The sequence below is a fragment of the Sphingobacterium sp. UBA5789 genome, assembly GCF_002418355.1.
GTDB lineage: Bacteria > Bacteroidota > Bacteroidia > Sphingobacteriales > Sphingobacteriaceae > Sphingobacterium.
Genome location: NZ_DIDX01000002.1, coordinates 20237 through 39229, shown reverse-complemented (window position 1 = coordinate 39229; position 18993 = coordinate 20237). Strand labels below are relative to the sequence as shown.

The 18993-nt window shown below is 39.7% G+C and carries 13 protein-coding genes; 4 read left to right on the top strand and 9 right to left on the bottom strand.

The genetic code is table 11. The features are described 5' to 3' along the window. Positions 1–23: 23 nt before the first annotated feature. A complete protein-coding gene (locus B4B65_RS05505) occupies positions 24–752 on the top strand; it encodes an RDD family protein (RefSeq protein ID WP_201680946.1) in 729 nt (242 codons plus the stop codon). A 49-nt stretch (positions 753–801) separates the two neighbouring features. Here the strand turns inward: B4B65_RS05505 and fabD are convergent, their stop codons facing one another. The 4 genes from fabD to B4B65_RS05485 all read right to left on the bottom strand — a co-directional run bounded on the left by fabD (position 802) and on the right by B4B65_RS05485 (position 6675). Then, a complete protein-coding gene (gene fabD / locus B4B65_RS05500) occupies positions 802–1686 on the bottom strand; it encodes an ACP S-malonyltransferase (protein WP_201680947.1) in 885 nt (294 codons plus the stop codon). 43 nt (positions 1687–1729) lie between these two features. Continuing rightward, a complete protein-coding gene (locus B4B65_RS05495) occupies positions 1730–2974 on the bottom strand; it encodes a M16 family metallopeptidase (RefSeq protein ID WP_293914149.1) in 1245 nt (414 codons plus the stop codon). Positions 2975–3116: 142 nt separating this feature from the next. Further along, positions 3117–5912 carry an outer membrane beta-barrel protein gene (locus tag B4B65_RS05490; RefSeq protein ID WP_293914147.1) on the bottom strand — a complete coding sequence of 932 codons (2796 nt, stop codon included), beginning with the start codon at positions 5910–5912 and terminating at the stop codon, positions 3117–3119. A gap of 13 nt (positions 5913–5925) precedes the next feature. Beyond that, a complete protein-coding gene (locus B4B65_RS05485; protein WP_293914145.1) occupies positions 5926–6675 on the bottom strand; it encodes a hypothetical protein in 750 nt (249 codons plus the stop codon). A gap of 185 nt (positions 6676–6860) precedes the next feature. Here B4B65_RS05485 and B4B65_RS05480 point away from each other — a divergent pair, with 185 nt between their 5' ends. Continuing rightward, positions 6861–7457, top strand: coding sequence for a ribonuclease HII (locus B4B65_RS05480; RefSeq protein ID WP_201680951.1), 597 nt, complete (start codon positions 6861–6863; stop codon positions 7455–7457). A 28-nt stretch (positions 7458–7485) separates the two neighbouring features. Here B4B65_RS05480 and B4B65_RS05475 read toward each other — a convergent pair whose 3' ends face one another. From B4B65_RS05475 to B4B65_RS05460, 4 genes are all read right to left on the bottom strand, one after another. After that, positions 7486–9975 carry a YfhO family protein gene (locus B4B65_RS05475; protein ID WP_293914141.1) on the bottom strand — a complete coding sequence of 830 codons (2490 nt, stop codon included), beginning with the start codon at positions 9973–9975 and terminating at the stop codon, positions 7486–7488. Positions 9976–10117: 142 nt separating this feature from the next. Further along, positions 10118–10804 (bottom strand): potassium channel family protein, encoded by a 687-nt coding sequence (locus tag B4B65_RS05470; protein WP_003000278.1) that lies wholly within the window; start codon positions 10802–10804, stop codon positions 10118–10120. Between the two features lie 9 nt (positions 10805–10813). Further along, positions 10814–12490, bottom strand: a complete 1677-nt coding sequence (locus B4B65_RS05465; RefSeq protein ID WP_293914139.1) for a TrkH family potassium uptake protein — start codon at positions 12488–12490, stop codon at positions 10814–10816. A gap of 153 nt (positions 12491–12643) precedes the next feature. Then, on the bottom strand, positions 12644–14434 hold the full coding sequence (locus B4B65_RS05460) for a hypothetical protein (protein WP_293914137.1): 1791 nt from the start codon (positions 14432–14434) through the stop codon (positions 12644–12646). 186 nt (positions 14435–14620) lie between these two features. Here B4B65_RS05460 and B4B65_RS05455 point away from each other — a divergent pair, with 186 nt between their 5' ends. Both B4B65_RS05455 and B4B65_RS05450 read left to right on the top strand, forming a co-directional pair. Next, positions 14621–15601, top strand: a complete 981-nt coding sequence (locus B4B65_RS05455) for a hypothetical protein (RefSeq protein ID WP_293914135.1) — start codon at positions 14621–14623, stop codon at positions 15599–15601. Beyond that, positions 15567–17963, top strand: a complete 2397-nt coding sequence (locus B4B65_RS05450) for a hypothetical protein (protein ID WP_293914133.1) — start codon at positions 15567–15569, stop codon at positions 17961–17963. The genes B4B65_RS05455 and B4B65_RS05450 overlap by 35 nt, the downstream gene beginning before the upstream one ends. Here B4B65_RS05450 and rsgA read toward each other — a convergent pair. Next, on the bottom strand, positions 17960–18880 hold the full coding sequence (gene rsgA, locus B4B65_RS05445; RefSeq protein WP_293914131.1) for a ribosome small subunit-dependent GTPase A: 921 nt from the start codon (positions 18878–18880) through the stop codon (positions 17960–17962). The genes B4B65_RS05450 and rsgA overlap by 4 nt on opposite strands. Between the last annotated feature and the right edge of the window lie 113 nt (positions 18881–18993).

The following is an 18993-nucleotide window of genomic DNA, read 5'->3' as shown; positions in this document are numbered from 1 at the left end:
AATCAACGCATTTACTCAAATATATGAATAAGCTCTTAATAAACACCCCTCAAAACGTAAAATTTGAATATAATTTAGCCACCTTAGGTGCCCGGATTATTGCCTTTGGGATTGATCAGCTTATTGTTATAGCTTATGTTATTCTTGCCGTCCTTATTTTAAAGTATTCCGGAGCAGGTTTTTTATCAGATTCATGGACGACAATGGGGCTCTACAGCCTGTTTATGCTTCCTGCCTTCTTCTATCCCTTTGTTATGGAAACCGTTCTTTCCGGGCAGACACTCGGAAAAAAGATAATGAAAATCAAAGTTGTCAAAATTGATGGCACAAGGGCAACTGCTTATCAGTATTTTATCCGTTGGGTATGTTCCATTGTTGACATTTTCCTTTGTATGGGGGCATTAGGCATGAGCAGTATCATATTGTCAAAAAAAGGACAACGTATCGGAGATCTGGCAGCAGATACCACGGTGATCAGCACACAGACAAATACCCAGCTCAGCCATACTTTGTTTGCAGAAATAACCGCAGAAAGAGCTATTACCTATCCACAGGTCATCAAATTGAGCGATCAGGATGCCAATACAATAAAGGATGTTTATAATAAGGGATTTAAGCGTAAAGACTATAATATTATCTGGGCCTTATCCGCCAGACTTGAACAGATATTAGGCATTCAACGGGATAGAAATCCGGAAGAGTTTATTGATATTATTATAAAAGATCATTATACGATATTCCGCAATAAATAGAAAAGTCCCATTCTTTTGAATGGGACTTTTCTATTTTATGTTATATCAATTATACTGTGGCTGCTGAAGTCGGGATCTGGCGATCTACTTTCTTCACCAATCCTTGCAACACATTGCCTGGTCCTACTTCAACAAATGCTTCTGCTCCGTCACTTAGGATATGTTGTACCGTCTGTGTCCAGCGAACAGCTCCTGTCAATTGTGCAATAAGATTTTCTTTAATGACAGCGGGGTCAGTCTGCGGATTTGCATCTACATTCTGATAGATCGGACAAACCGGACTTTTGATATCAACCGCTTCTATAGCTGCCTGAAGTTCTACACGTGCCGGTTCCATCAAAGGAGAATGAAATGCTCCTCCGACATTAAGTTTCAAAGCACGCTTCGCACCAGCTGCTAATAACAATTCACAGGCTTTATCCACTCCTGCAACCGTACCGGAGATTACGACCTGACCGGGACAGTTAAAGTTTGCTGCTACAACTGTCTCTTCTACTTGCGCACATGTTTCTTCTACAATGTTATCTTCCAGTCCCAAAATAGCAGCCATTGCTGACGGCTCGATTTCAGTGGCTTTTTGCATTGCATTAGCACGTTTTGCTACCAGTTGCAATCCGTCTTCAAAAGTCAGTGCACCTGCAGCGACCAATGCTGAAAATTCACCTAATGAGTGTCCTGCAACCATATCCGGCTTGAAATTTTCACCTAAAGCTTTTGCAAGGATTACAGAATGCAGGAAAATAGCAGGTTGTGTTACTTTGGTTTGTTTCAACTCTTCATCCGTTCCATTGAACATAATGTCGGTAATACGAAATCCTAAAATATCATTAGCCTGTTCGAACAGAGCCTTTGTTTCATCATTCAAATTATACAAATCCTGGCCCATTCCTACAAATTGAGCGCCCTGACCCGGAAACACGTAAGCTGTTTTCATATTTTATCTTGATTGTTAATGGAACAAATATACTTAAATATCCCTAATCCTCTTCCGAAGGCACAAAACTTAGAGATGTCATCTTATCCGTATCAAAGATGTCTTCTAATATTTCTTTGGCACCATCTGTTGACACCTCATCAATTTTTTGAAAAACTTCTTCCAGCGTGATTACCCGGTCATAGTCCATGATATTTTTTGCCACAGCAATAATCATACTCATTCTGTTTTCCTCTGCCAGCGCAATCTGTCCTTTAAATTTATTCTTTGCTTTTTGCAGTTGTGTAGCTGTAAGACCGTGCACTTTCAGCTTATTCAATTCTTTGAAAACAAGTGACACCGCTTTTTTTACCTTCTCCTCATCCGTTCCCAGATAAATGGAAAAAATTCCTGTATCCGAAAACATGGAATAATTTGACTCAATCGTATAAGCGATACCGTACTTTTCACGAATAGATAAATTCAGGATAGAGCTCATGCCTAATCCTCCCAACATATTATTCAATAACAATAACCCGGTTTTTCGTTCATCCCCTATACCATAGGCTTGGGTACCTAACATATAGTGCACCTGATTTATGGGCTTCTCCATCCGAATATGTTGCGGAGTATGCACCGTAACGCTGGCCCTGTCTCTCTGAATAACAGATTTCTCGATCTGCCCGAAAATACGGTTGGCCAGTTTTTCTATCTGTGTTTTTTTATAATCTCCCGTAATACCAATAACAATATCATTGGTATTATAATTTCCCTTCATAAAACGAAGGATATCATTTTTTTCCAAACCGACCAACTGATCTTCTATTCCGAGAATATTATGTCCCAGGCCGGAATCTGCAAATAAAATATCTTCAAAATCATCAATAATTGCATCTTCCGGGCTATCCAGATAGGATGCCATTTCATCTACAATTACGCTTTTTTCCTTTTCCATCTCGAGATCAGGAAAAGTAGAGTGAAATATGATGTCTTCAAACAGGTCGAGCGCCCGGTCCAGATACGGATTTAAAATAGAGGCGTGAATACAGGTATACTCTTTCGTTGTATATGCATTTAAGTCTCCACCTACGGTCTCCAGTCTGTTTAAAATCTGATTTGTATTTCTTCGTTCCGTCTGCTTAAAGAGCAGATGCTCTATAAAGTGTGCTACGCCGAATTTCCCGTTTTCTTCATCACGGGATCCGGCATTGATAAGAAGACAGGTATGTGTAATCGGAGTTTGCTGGGGATATAAAACTATCCTAATGCCATTCGATAATCGAATAATCTCATATTCCATTGTAGTCATCTAAAAATATTATGGGTGTTCAATATACTTCGTATTCCAATACCTACGATGTACGGGACTGTGCAAAACTACATAATTATAAAACAAAAACGGCTGCAGTCTTTCAGAACTACAACCGTTTGTCGATTTCACAGGTATAAAATTACATTCTGGGTGGACGTCCTCCTCCTGGAAATCTATTCTCTTCCTGTGGACCTACACCTCCTGCAAACTTGGAGAATTTGTAGGTAAACATCAGCATGAAGTAACGACCGAGTCTGTTGGTCCGGCTGTCAGAGATCTGAATATCTGAAAACGTTCTTGAAATATTCGTCTGCTCATTCAGCAGGTCAAATGCCTGTAAACGCAGCGTACCTCTGTTTTGCTTCATAAATTTTTTCTCTACATATGTATTTATAACAAATGGGTTTTCATTATAGGCATTTCCCTGATAGAATGTTTTGGACAGATCTGCTCCAAAAATAACCGAGGGCGAAATATTAACAGATCCGATCAAAGTCGGTGCATAAGACTGCATTACGACTGTAGTATTATTAAGCGTATTGTTAGTATGATTCCACGAGTACCTGAAACCCGGATTTATTTCCAGATTTTCGGAAGGGTTATATCTAAACATCACTCCTTGGTTCAGCGCCCAGTTTTTTGCAAGATTCAACTGTCCGTCTGTGTAAGATGGATTATTGTTATAGGTCAATCCTCCCATAAAGTTTATACTATAAGTCTTGCTTTTGAATGATCGTCCGTAATGATAGAAACCATTCAAACTAAATGCTCCGTCCTCATTCAGATAATTAACTTCCTGTATTATACCCAATCCCGGATCAGTTCTTCTGAAATTGTTGGATACGATTTTATCCTGAGTCAATGTTCCGTTCAGCATCACAAAGAACGTTTTTCCTTTTTGAAAATCAGATGAATTAAACCGGAATCTCAGATTGTGTCTGAATTCAGCTGCCAGATCCGGATTACCTGTTACAACGTTTGTCGGATTAGAATTATCTGTAAATGGCTGTATCTGTGTGATAGATGGCTCATTGGAATTCCCGGAATAGTTAATCTGCAAATTCTTCTGACGATTGAATTTATACTCAAATCTGGCAATTGGCACAAAATTAAACCCATTGCGGTGAATATTGATTTTGTTCCCGTCCACTATAGCATCACCATCTAATATGGAAGGCTGTACCGAAGCCCCGATCGCATATTTGATTTTATCATTATTGTAGCTGTAGTTGGCTCCTACACGATGTGTACTAAAGGAATAATCATACATCCGCTCAAAATTAAAGTCATCGTCATCCAGAACTGACCCGTCAAGATTGTAAGCTTTCTGATTGCGGTTATTATCATAGGTATTGACATTGTAGTCATACGAAACTTCCAATTTACCAAACTCACTCAATGGTTCTATATAGGATACACTTGCACCTCCGTTCCAGCTTTTATTGTCAAGCTCAGCCAGCGTTCTCCTGTAAATACTATCCATCGTAATAGTGCTGTTGTTGGGATCGCCGACTAAGGTCTCAATAATACGGTCCTGATCTTGTTTGGTTCCCGAAGAATTGATGTTCATATTGAAAAAAATATTTCTACCCTTGTCATTCAGACGTCTGTTATACAAAGCACTAATGCCCACATTCGGACTCCTCGAAGAACTGTACGAGTTGTTGGTCTCAGTATTATACAGCACTCCGTTTAAGAGATTTTCATTATGACTGTAAGTATCCGTTGTTGTTTTTCCATAGCCAAGCTGAGGGGAGATTTTAATAAAATCCTTTGGAGAAGGTTTCCACTCCAGGTTTGCTTCAAATCTATGGGTATTACCTATTGTATTTGTAGTGGACTCGGTATTCTTGTCTAATGTAGAATCGGGGTATAAAAATTTGTTAAGGCTGGATGAAATAACATCATTATCATCGTGACCATAGCTATAGCTACCATATACAGTTACCTTATCATTATAATCCTGTCTGTAGTTTAGTCCAAATGATCCGGTATTGGTAATTCCATTGGCACCACCAAACATACCGCCTCCTCCCCGGCCACCACCGCCTCCCTGACGTCTTCTTGCTCCACCACCTTGTGTATTAAAATCAAATAGCGGGGCATTGATGTTATTCAGGTTTCCTAAGGCTGAGATTTGCATACCCTCTTTCATAGCCAGGATCATACCTGTCGCCTGATACCGGTCTTCAGTACCGTAGCCAAGTCTTAATGTCGTTGTATATCCTTTATTTTTTGCAGGGTCTATCTGTATATTCAGAATCTTTTCAGCATCACCTGTTTTATTACCTGTCAGATTCGCCACATCTCCATAATCATCAATAATCTGAATCTTCTCAATAATATCTGCAGGCAGATTTTGTGTTGCAGTCTTCACATCTCCTCCAAAAAAGTCTTTGCCATTGATACGGATACGCTTTATCTGCTCTCCCTGTGCTGTCACTGTTCCATTTTTGTCAACTTCTACACCTTCCAGTTTTTTTAAGGCATCTTCTACCAGTGCTCCGTCCCGTAATTTCAGATCGCGTGTAGTATATTCCAGTGTATCACTTTTCACCACCACAGTCGGAACACCGTCGACTACGACTTCCTCCAGCATCGTACTGGTAGGCATCAGCTCAAAACTCGGAATGGACAGACTGTTCTGTCCTGTCTGGAAGGCAAATTCTTTCTCGAAAGTTTCATAACCTATACTACTTACTTTGATTTTAAACTTTTCTCCCTTTACATTACTGAAAGAATACATACCACTCATTGATGAGCTGGTACCCACCGAATCTTTATCTGAAATCAGAGTGACTGATGCTCCTGCCACCACACGGGATTTGCTGTCCCGCAGAAAACCCTGTACGCTTTTACCCGTTTGCGCTAATGCGCTGGTAGCCGCTATACAGAAGACGATAAAAAAAGCAGCATACTTTTGAAGTATTTTCATATGTATATAATTATTAATTCTGTTCCAGTATGGTCAATATCCACACCTCTGTTTGTACTTTACTTTGATTTTTAGGCATTTGCGGTGTAGCGTATGCTCTTCCGCCGGCAACGGCCCTTCCCTTGTTAGCCTTGGCCGATCTGGCCATAGCTGACCACATCGTATTTAACTGTAACTGAATTCCGACAGGACCTTTATCCTTATCTATGGGTAGTCTTGAAACCGGCAAAACAGCCTCATAGCACAGATTATCGTGTTCGTCGATCCGTATTTGCGCCTGAATTCCATAATTATTTGAGAAAGAAAGATTTCCATTCACTAATGACTGAAAGCCGGAAATCTGATATCCCCGTGCTGTATTAAGCAACACCTGTCTGATATCCTGTCCTTTATAATCATCAGATTGTGCAAGCTCCCGTACATCTTCACGGTCAGCAACCGGATATATCAATTCTGCCCCATCCTTTTTCTTTACATTGCCATGTACTCCCAACGTTATACCCCAACGCACTACATCCTTTTGCAATTCTTTATCTTTAATTTTCACTGCCGCATACAGATAGTCTCCGTTTCGGGCAACAGAATAGCTCCAGGAAGAATCCTGACCAACAGAAATAAGCTTTCCTGACCATTCCTTTAATTGTCCGTCTATCACTACATTATCAATTGCAGGAAGAGTAACAACAGGTTGTTTTGATTTCTTCTGCCCATAGCCAGACATTGAAATCAGGAAACATATACATATGATGAGAATTTTCTTCATAAACCGGTAATCGTGATAAACAAGAGATTGGACATAAAGAATTGCCAAAGGTTTGTTCATCATTCGTTTTCGTTACAAAAGAACTGATAAGAAGTGTTAATTACTGTAAAAGCAGGTTAATCACAGAGAAGTTACATTTTCATCCCGGCTTAAGAAATATTACTTTTGAAGTTTAATTGAATACCATGCTATTATCCACATTTCAGATAGAACGTATAGAAGCCGGCTGTGATGAAGCTGGAAGAGGCTGTCTTGCAGGACCTGTCTTTGCCGCTGCTGTTATTTTTCCAAAAGACTATCATCATGATCTACTTAATGATTCCAAAAAACTAAGTGAGAAAAAACGGATGGCATTGCGCCCCATTATTGAGCAGGAAGCTCTTGCCTTTGCCGTAGCCAGTGTTTCCGCTGAAGAAATTGACAAAATCAATATTCACAATGCATCCTATCTGGCCATGCATCGTGCATTGGATCAGCTAAGAGTGAAGGCTGAATACATTATAGTAGACGGAAATCGTTTTATCCCTTATCCGGAAGTTTCACATACCTGTATTATCAAAGGGGACGGGAAGTATCTTTCTATTGCAGCGGCATCCATACTGGCAAAGACCTACCGCGACGAATATATGGAAAGCATAGCCTGTGATTTTCCGGCCTATGACTGGCTACAGAATAAGGGTTATCCCACTGTCAAACACAGAAACGCTGTCCTTGCATACGGCCTAACACCACATCACAGAAAAACCTTCAGAATAACCGATCCGCAGCTCAAATTATTCTAAAGGTTTTTAAATATTATTTAAGAGAAACTTAATTGGTCCGTTTCGGTTTTTCCGGTTCCGGACCTTTTTTCTTGTCTTGACGTACGCCATACCAGACCGCACCTGCCAACCCAAGCACCAGAATAACTGACGCTATTCCAGAAAGAAGGTTCGTAGTTTTGACAGATTCCGGAGCAAAGATAAATTCAATCTTATGGTTTCCTCCAGGCACCTGCAATGCTCTCAAAATATAGTCTGCACGAATAATCTGTGTTTCTTTACCGTCGATATATGCTTTCCATCCCTTATCATAAAATACTTCAGAAAATACAGCGAATGCATCATTTGGTGCTGTATATTCATATTTCAACGTATCAGGATGATAAGATGTCAGTGTAATAGAGGAATTGACAGGCAAACCTAAGCGCCCGGCATCAATCTTATCCTTGAATTCCTGATTGACAAAAGCTTCTTTCTTTGGATCAAAACTGCCTATAGCCTGCATCTCTTGTGCATTGTCTTTCACAAACGTCACTTTATCTACAAACCATGCATTACCAGGAGCAGAACTTCTCCTTACTACTTTCTGAGCTCCGTTTGAAGGATCTGCTGTAATCAGGTAACGAACATTGAACATGTCCAGTACGTCTTCATTTAAAGCTCCGTTAAACTGATGTTCAAGGATCTCCTGAAAACGCATCATTTTGGCAGCATGATATCCTCCCAGGTTTTTATGGAAGTAAGATGCTGTAGCATCTGAGAACGCATTTGTTGTAAGATCCAGCACACGATAACTTGGATCCTGATCCAGGCGGATCAGCTGATCAACCTCTCGCTCTGGAATCCGGGTCGAAGAAGGGTTTGCAAAAGAATCATCATTCAGGTAGCGTTTATCCACAGACCACAGATCTGCAAGGAAGATCACTCCCAAAGCAACAACTAATACAGTATAATTTAATTTCTTTTTCAGGTAAAACCAGATCAGACCAAATGTCAATGCAACAATGAACAATGAACGCCAGGCATCTTTACTTGCAAGCGAAGCACGGTCCTTCACCAATGCTGTCACGGTTTCATTTGCAACAGTACGATCTCCGATCTGCTGCGTAAATACTTCCACAAGATCCTGATGCTTAGAGTTACGAAGGCTCAGGAACATATCCGGAACTAACGCAATCAAAAGACACAAACCTCCTACACCTATAAAAGTGTAAAGTACTTTCTTATCCAGATTTTTGATTTCAGAAGAACGGTTAATCAACTCATTGATACATAATATCGCCAATATAGGGATCAGCAATGCTGCAATGACCAATATGGATTCTACAGCTCTGAACTTATTATACATCGGGAAGTAGTCAAAAAACAAATCCGAAATAAAAGGAAGATGACGGCCAAATGAAAGGAAGATGATAAGTGCTGTAGCTCCCAGGATCCACCACTTAATGCGACCTCTAACTATGAATAGTCCCAGGACAAAAAGAAATAATATACTTGCGCCAAAATACCAGGGACCTGCAGTGAATTGTTTTTCACCCCAGTAGGATGGCATCTGTTTTGCGATTTGTGCGGCCTGCATTGCAGAAGCACCTTTCGATTCATAAAGTTTGGCAACATGTGAATTTTCATCCAGAACTCCTTGCGAGCGACCTCCGTAAGCATTAGGGATCAAAAATGTAATGGTCTCCCCCACACCCTGACTCCAGTCGTATGCATACTGCTTATCCAGCCCTTTTTGTTCATTTGCCTCATCGACTTTGATGATATTGGCCTTACCACGGGTAGAATATTTACTGTATTCATAAGTAGGATACAATACAGATGCGTTGACCAGTACAGCAAGAATAACAGCTGTTAACTGAACGCCAGTCGCCTGTACGAACCCCTTGATTCTCTTTTCTTTGATAGCATGGTACAGTTCGATACCGACCAGTACTAACAAAGCAATAAACAGGTAATAGGTAACCTGAATATGATTGACACGGATTTCTAAAGCCATCGACAAAGCCAGAATAGCTCCGCCCAAGAGAAATTTGCCCCGATAGCACAGAATAACAGACCCGATAATCGGTGCCATATAGGCAATAGCATAAGCCTTATTCACGTGTCCGGCTTCTATATAAATAAAATTATAGGATGTAAATGCGACAGCTATTGCACCTACTGCGGCTAGCCACGGTCTTACCTTCAGGACACAGAACAAAAAATACGCTCCTAAAAGATACAGCAATACAACATCTATCGGCGTCGGAAAAACTGTTTTTAAACCTCTGGATATATAGGTGCCGACATTACTGCTATGCTCTGCCCAGATCTGATAGGTAGGCATACCTCCAAACATAGAATTTGTCCAGTTAGGCGCATGTCCGTCCTTGGCTTTATAATCAAATAATTCTTTCTGACTTGCCTCTGCCTGTAGCACATCGTGTTGTGCTAAAGTCTTACCCTGCCATATAGGTGTAAAATAAAAAAACACCATGACGATGAAGATTCCGACAATCGCAAAGTGTACTGCATTTTCCTTAAACCAATTTTTCATGTACTCTAAATAGGTTGTATGTAATGATTAAGCTCCAAAAATATACAAATCATTTTAAAATTCGTCAGAATAACAAAAAAGGATTTCAGTGTTTTAAAACATGAAATCCTTTTCCTGGCATTACATTCCTGAAAGTTGTCAGCTATTCGCCCTTTTGAATCAGTTTTTTAATATTCGAAAGTTCTCCGAATAAAACGAGTAAATCCTCTTCCCGGAGCATGGTATCAGATTTTGCAATCCCTGTTGCTTCTTTTATTTTCACATTTTTACCTTTTTCCAGTACATCCCGCTGATTGACAGTCGTGAGTACGATCACCCCGTAACTATTAGTCAGATTTGCCTGCTCCAAGGTCATCCCAATATATTTTGCAGGTACTTTAGTCTCTACAATACTGTATTTATCCGAGATCTTGAAGGAATCTACGATGTCAATATTATCCAGACGCATCGCCAGCCTTTCCGCAGCCTCTTCCTCCGGCATAATGTATTCGTCAATCTCCATTGCTTCCATAACAGTCTTCTGCAAATCAGATACTACACGGCCAATGATACGTTTCACGTGAAGCTGCTTTAATAAGGCCGTAGTAAGCATCGAAGCGCCTTCGTCTTCACCAATAGCCACAATAACAGCATGACTGTCTCTTAGTGGCAGAGCGCTCACGGAATCACGATCTGTAGTATCCATACATACCGTATGAGTCACCCGATCCTTCAGTTGTTCTACAATCGTAAGATTTTTATCGGCACCGATTACCTCATGTCCCAATTCGGTGAGATGTATCGCTAACGATTTCCCAAAATGTCCTAATCCTAATACGATATATTTCATGCTGATAAATTAGAATAATATTTTTTCACTCGGATAGACATAATTTCTATTCCGCATATTTTTGATAAATGCAACAAGCAGCGTTAACGTACCTACACGTCCTACAAACATCGTAAAGATAATGATAATCTTACTTGAAGGACTCAGGGAGGGAGTGACACCCAAAGAGAGCCCGCAGGTCGTATAAGCGGATACCGTTTCAAAAAGAAGTTCTTTCATTCCTTTGCCGGGATCGGAAAGATTGAGCAGGACAAAAGAAATTCCAATCGTAACTCCTGAAAGCAATATAATAGCAAATGCTTTATTAACAGATTCGGGAATGATCCTTCTTTTGAAAATATCTATAGAATCCTTACCTCTTGCCAGAGATAAAATATTCAATAACGCAATAGCTACGGTTGTCACTTTCACACCTCCGCCGGTAGATCCCGGAGAGGCCCCGATCCACATTAAAGAGGTCACCATAATTACGGTAGGACCACTCAGAAAATTAAGATTTACACTATTGAAACCCGCAGAGCGGGAAGCATTGGTCATAAAAAAAGCCGATACTATTTTTCCATACCAAGTCTCATCCTGCTGGAGCGTATTGTTATATTCAAACAGAAAATATGAACTGGTTGCTAACACGACGAGGATAAGGTTACATATCAGTATAAATTTAGAATTAAAGCTGAAGGGCCATGGCCTGTGAACATAACTGCGTTTTAAAATCAGCTTACAAAACAGGGCCTGAATCTTTGTCTTTGCATAGGTATAGAAATTGTAAACCGTTCCAAAGCCCAGTCCTCCGAAAACAAATATCATAGCGAGCGCTAACTGAAAGTTGTAGTTATACCGATAATCTGCATGTTGTATCCCATCCGGAAGAATAGAAAACCCGGCATTACAAAACGACGAGACAGCATGAAAAATAGAGAAGAAGACCTGATCACCAATAGAATTAAACAGGGTTGGATCCAGCGTAAAATAAATGGAAACAGCACCTATAAGTTCAAATAGCAGTGTAATGAAAATAATGGTTAGCAAAGTGCTTATTACCGAATTAAGTTTATTCTCTTCCAGTATTTCTCCGAACATAAGCTGATTTTTAAAAGAAAATCCACCGGAAAAGAAGTACCCGAAAAATCCTGTAAATGTCATAATACCCAGTCCTCCGATCTGGATAAGAACCAGAATCACAGTCTGTCCGAACATTGAAAAATTTGAAGAAATATCCGTTACAGAAAGACCGGTAATACATACAGCACTCGTCGCCATAAATAAGGCATCAATAAAAGTCAAAGGAGCGACTAAAGTAGTGCGGGGTAACATCAGAATCAAGGTGCCGATCAGGATCAGCACTAAAAAACTGATGACAAAAAGAATCGTAGGATTAAAGTAGAAATTATCAAAAAACAGACTGTTTTTTGATAATGCAGATAAAAATATCAGATAGATTCCAAGATATATCCACTCTTCTTTATTAAAAAAGGAAAGCGATTCAAGGCCTGAGAGCCTGGCAAGGGTGATAAAACAAAAATAACCAATGATTACGAGGCCCGAAATATTAGATACCCCGACTCTTTTTTGAACATATATCGACGATAACGTACGAAACCCTTCTAAAAGGAACAACCCAAAGAACATTCCGTGTATAACAACTTCGAATACCTTCGCAATCTTAGGATCTGTTATATATCCCACATGCAAAATAACAGCAAATGCACAGATCATGCTCACATAGAACATGCAAATGTCTATTATCTTGTTTTTGTATTTAAAAATAAACTTTAAGAAACCTAACATCCTCTTATCTGCTGCAACTGTAAGGTAACAAAGATAGCCACCTCTTTCCGTTTATTTCTTTTCCTTTTTATCTTCTTCTTTCTTATCCTTCTTTTTGAAGATAGAATTGAAGAATTTCTTGGTCTTACTGATTGTTTCCGTTGCAGTTTCGGCTTTACCCATAAGCTTTGCCTCCCGCTCTGGAGTCATACCGACACATTGTTTGATCCCTGCAAGCAAACTTTGCCATAACGTTTTGAAAAAAGGATATTGAGGAACCCGCTTGTAATTAACATTTCCTACATGATAGATTTCATTTGCATCAGGATTACTGTCATTCAGTATAAAACTATTGACCAAAAAAGAAATAGCACGCTTGGACACCTTCTCTTCGCCCTTGCCCTGTTCATTCAGGATATTAATTTTTAAATGATTGTAATCGAATTTGAAGGTCCCCCAATTACGGTAATCATTAGCTTTATAATCAAAATTGATTCTTTTGATATTTCCCGATGCAATCTCTACATTTAACAGTGGCCGCAGAATCCTGTTGAATGCTGTAGCATTCATCGCTCCCACTGAACCTTTATACGTGTGTTCGCCCTGCTTGCTGAGCATATCGAATCCAAATTCAACTTTTAATAATCCGGACCCCATTATATTACTGCTCAGATTTGCCCTCATCCACTTATCTTTCTTCAGTGCTAAGGAGTCATTGGTTACATTCGTCAGGTAACCCCGGGTATGATCAAAGGAAATAGAGCCTTCTTTCAGGTATTTATTACTAAATTCTGAATAAGTTACATCCACATTTTCAACCAGCACTGTATCTAACCGAAGCAATCCTTTTAATTGAAGCAGCTTCTGGTGCGGAGACTGCCCAATCTTGTTTTCAGAAGGACTATGATAGCGCTTATCTGATGAGATCACTACCGATCCATTTCTGATCTGAGCACGTCTGGCTGTCAGTTGCTTATTCCGCATCAGATTTTTGAAATCCAGGTTTTCAAAACGAACAGTATCAAACCGAAGTGAAGCAATGGAACCTCCCGAACCTTTTTTCTTATAGAAAGCATCCTTCTTTAACTGTGGTAAATAAGAAACCTTAGTCAGTAAGATGTTCTGCTCTTCTGTATTGATTTTTAATTTTTCAAATCCGACCTTATATAGTCCATTAGGCAGAGGGTATTCGAATTTCGGCACCTCCAGTTCGATCATTTTTGTATGGTAGAAGCGAAGAGAATCTGAGATTGATGTTGAATCAATCAGCACATCTCTCACCCTGAGATTAACCTTTTCAATCTCCATATGTGATGACCTGCCTTTGTCGAGCTGGGTATATTTAAAGGAAATATCCTCAACTTTTATACCTCCGATCTGAATGGTATTTAAAAACTTTTTGACACTTTCATACAGCGTCTTTTGTGGTTTGGTAGAAACAGTATCATTGTAGGCATGATATTCATTCATCAAATGAATCTTGGGACTTTCAAATTCGATAGATTCGATCTTAAGCTTCTTTTTCTTTAAAATATCAATAAGATTGAAGCTCACTATTTTAAGTTTGGAAACTTTGATATGAACCCTGTTATTCGGAGCTTCTTTGCGCTCGTCCATTTGTTTATAGACATTGGAATCCGGAATAAGTTCCACATTCTTGACCACCACGTTTCCCAACCCTGGATTGATGTCCAGATCATCATATTTTAAGGTATAAAGACTATCGCTGGCATCTTTAATTGCTTCCTTTAACTGATCCTCCACAATTGGTTTCCAATGTATACTTAGATACCAACTGGCACTTACTACCACAATGATAAGAAATGCAACGACCCCGATTACCCATTTCCAAACTGGCTTCATCCTTTAAATTTATAATGATCTTTATTTAATTAACAATCCGTGATAAAACAACTACGTATGCTATTATGTTTTACGACTATGTATTATTTTGGCTTCACTCATATAAATATCTTACTTTTACACTAAATGATTTATAAAAACATACACCTGTATTTTTACCTCTGCATCCTGCTGCTACTGATAACTGTGAGTTGTCAGAATCCTCAAAAAGAGGTTTCATTTTACTATTGGAAAACAACATACGCATCCGACTCGATTATTCAAAACAGTCTGAACCAGCTTCATACTAACAAACTGTATGTAAGGATTATGGATATAGACATGCAGGAAAACGGACGTGAACCGATCCCCATTTCGCCTATTACTTTCAAAGATACTCTTCCGGCAGATATGCAGATCGTTCCGGTAGTTTTTATCAACACCCGGATCTTTCAGTCCATGGACAGCCTTACAATAAGAGGTCTAGCCCACAAAATCGTGCCATTTGTAATAGAAAAGGTAAAACAAAGCGGCAATACCACATTTGGAGAGTTACAAATGGACTGTGACTGGACAGCTTCATCCCGCGACAAATTCTTTTATCTGATCGAGTTTATGAAGACTTTTCCGGAGCTGGCAAATGTAGAACTCACCTCAACGCTTAGACTCCACCAGATCAAAAATATCAAGACCAGCGGTATACCTCCGGTTTCGAGAGCCATTCTTATGTGCTATAACATGGGGAATCTCCGGAAATTCGGAACCCAAAATTCCATATTGAACCAGGAGGATCTTAACCTTTACCTCAAAGATCATTTAGGCAATTATCCGCTCAAGCTCGATATAGCACTACCACTCTTCGAATGGTTCGTTGTATTCCGCAATCAGGAGTATGCAGGGATTTCAAAAAAAATTGACAAACAAGAGCTGGACAATACTACCCTATTTATCCGCAATCCGAATACAAATCTGTATGTATTGAAACAGGATCTTCCGGAAAAAGGGCTGATGAAAAATGATATCATCAGATATGAGTTTGTTTCTGAGGAAGACCTCTCAAAAACGGCTTCATTTTTGAAGGGAGAATTAAAGAAAGAAGATCGAAACATTGTGTTCTATCATCTGGACAAAACAATACTATCAACATATCCGAATGAAACTTTACAAAAAATCATTAATCGTCTCTAGTCTGTTTCTAGCGGCATATTTTGGTGAAATTGCAGTGAATATTGCCTGTGGCCCGGAAATGGATCCTTATGATAATCAAACTTCCTATTTCCTGCCGAATATAGAAGCCGGAAGTTATTCGGCTTTTCAATATATACCTTATAGATTCCTTTACTCAGAAGAAGAACCACAGAGTGAAGCCGTGATCAATATTCGCGAATGGACAGCTTACTTGGGAAAAAGTGTAAAACCAGAAGATGTACAGGCATTGATGTATAAAGCAGACAGTGCCACTGTAGTTTCATTCCTGGCGGCTACAGAACAGAAACAATTACCAGACTCCTTATCAGGAAACACATTTGCGGTCAAACTATTAGAGTCCAAATCAGCACCCGCAAAAGAATATTTCAGCCTGACAAAGGAGGCTGAAAATTTAACTTTCGTGCCTTATAATTATTGGGATCCTGCTCCGGTAGATTATTCCTCTATACTGGATATTGCTGAAAAAGCTGAAGAAAAAATCGAAACATTCCCCGCGAATAGCTTCCTGAGATTAAGATATTCCTATCAGGCAGCCCGATTGTATCTGTATGCCAAGGAATACGATAAATCTATCCTGATATATGAAAAGTATATCGCTCCTGTCAAATCTAAAAGTGCACTGATGGGTTGGGCATTATCCAACTATGCCGGTGCAAAAAGATGGAGCGGAGAAAAAGCAGAAGCTGCATTTTTATATGCTAAAGTATTCTATTCCAACCCGGAGAGAAGAGTCTTAGCGTATAAAAATTTTCACTATATAGATATTCCTGATGAGGAAATCACCGCCTTATCAAAGACAAAACAAGATCAGATCAGTCTCGCTGCATTGCTGGGTTTCTCTGCATCGGACATGACAATGGAATATTTGAGAACGTGCTATACATTGGATCATAACAATGAAGTCGTGGGCATGTTGCTAACCCGCGAAGTGAACAAGCTGGAATCTGCTCTGATCACTCCGTATTCCTTAAACTGGACATACTACAATCCTTTCGGCAGTCCTGAAGAACAAGAAAAATCACAGAAACATGCTCACGAACTTCGTGATTTCGCACTCCAGCTATCCGGAAAACAAAAGAGTCTGGGGCTTCTCACCGCCGCTTATACCAGCTGGTTGATTAACGAAAATGACGCTGCTCAGGGATATTTGAAAAAAATAAATGTTAAAAAACTTCCGGAACCAATTCTCAACCAATTCCGTATTACCAATATGCTGACCCAACTCACCGATTGGAAAAAAGGTACTAACGTAAATGAAGAAGAAATGGTCTCCACGCTCAATTGGCTTTCTGAAAAGTCTAAGGGAGAGCAACATAAAGAAAATGATCAGTATTATTACGGCTATGAAGGAAGTCCCTACAGCCTTATAGGCAAAAACATCTTAAGCAATATTCTGGTACCCCAGTATTTGGCAAAAGGTGACACTGCCTTAGCGAGTCTGGCAGCTTTAAAAGCAGATATATTCAGCAACAATAACTATGTACAGGATACGCTTGAAAAGAACTTTAATTATTCTACAGACATATTCTGGAAGAAATACCTGACCTCTTCCTCTATAATAGAAATACAGAATTATCTTCAAAATCCGGAGCAGCAGAAAGGTATAGTAAAATACCTGCTTCAGGGAATCAGCAATACCGATCAGATGGCGATCACGGAGCTTTTAGGAACAACTTATCTGCGTACACATGATTACGAAAATGCTGTCAAAACTTTAGAAAAGCTTCCGAATACGTACACCTATCAATCCTATAGCGACTGGTATTCAGATCAGTCCGTATATGCCAATCCATTCATTACAATGAATAACGATTATCCAAAAGAGAGAGGCAGTGATGTATTCGACAAGCTGGATTTTGCCAGACAGATGCTACAGTTAGAGAAAAAACTCAAAACGGAAAAGGATCCTCAAAAACAGGCGAATATCTATTTTATGATGGCAAACGGAGTGTACCAAACCTCAACTTTCGGAAATGCATGGATGCTGGTAAGCTACAATTGGAGCAGCTATGATCCGTACACTTCGCCTGAAGTAGATTGGGAATACGACTATTTGCAGGGAAGACAGGCAAAGCGTTGGTATGAAAAAGCTCGTACATTAAGCAAAGACAACGAATTCAAAGCACGTTGTACGTTCATGCTTGCAAAATGCCAGCAAAAAGAATTTCAATATTCAAATGACGAGCGATGGAAATATTATGAATTCTTCTCACAGTCTCCGTTCTATCTGTACAGCTTTAACAATCCATACTTTAAAGAACTAAAAAACAACTATTCCAAGACACAATATTACCAGATTGCGGTTAATGAGTGTTCTTATTTACGGGATTTTATTAATTAATTGCGGGTATTCTCGTTATGGTAGATACTCAGGTAGCTATCATAACGGGAAGCCTCAATAGTTCCGTTTTCTACGGCCTCCATAACCGCACAACCCGGCTCATTCACATGACGGCAATTGTTAAAGCGGCATTTATTGAGCAAAGCCCTCATTTCAGGAAAAAAGTGGGATAGTTCCTGCGGTTGTATATCTACAATCCCGAGTTCACGTATACCAGGTGTATCGATGAGCTTACCTCCAAATGGCAGATCCATCATCTCCGCAAAAGTAGTTGTATGCTTTCCTTTATCTGACCAGTCAGATATTCTTCCTGTTTTCAGCCCGGCATCCGGAATCAAAGCATTGATTAATGTCGACTTGCCAACACCGGAATGCCCTGACACGAGCGTCACTTTATCTTTTAGCAACCCCTTTAGTTCTTCCACATTGATGCCTTCCAGAGCGGAAACTTCATAGCAAGGATAACCGATAGACTCATAAATGTGTTCATATTCCTTCAGAATATCCAGACCTTCTTCGCTGAACAGGTCCAGTTTATTAAAAACTAACACCGCAGGCACACTGTAAGCTTCGGCAGTAACCAAAAAGCGATCTATAAATCCCAGTGATGTCGGAGGAGAAGCCAGTGTAACTACCAGAATAGCCTGATCCAGATTAGCACCTATGATCTGTGTTTGTTTAGAAAGGTTGACCGATCTCCGGATAATGTAATTGCGACGGGGCTCCAGATGTTTAATTACACCACTATCCTGATCCGGCTCCAGATCAAACTCAACCCAGTCACCGACAGCCACAGGATTAGTACTTTTGATACCATGGGTACGAAACTTACCTTTGATCCGGCATTCATAACGTTGGCCGTCATCTCCCAGCACCAGATACCAACTTCCTGTAGATTTTGTCACCAGCCCTCTCATACCCTATCAAAAATGATTACAGCCATTTGCTCCATGTGACAAAAGTCGTAAAAATTTATTAATCTTCGGAAGTATTGAATTTATTACCTTTGTGAATACACCGTTAAATAAGA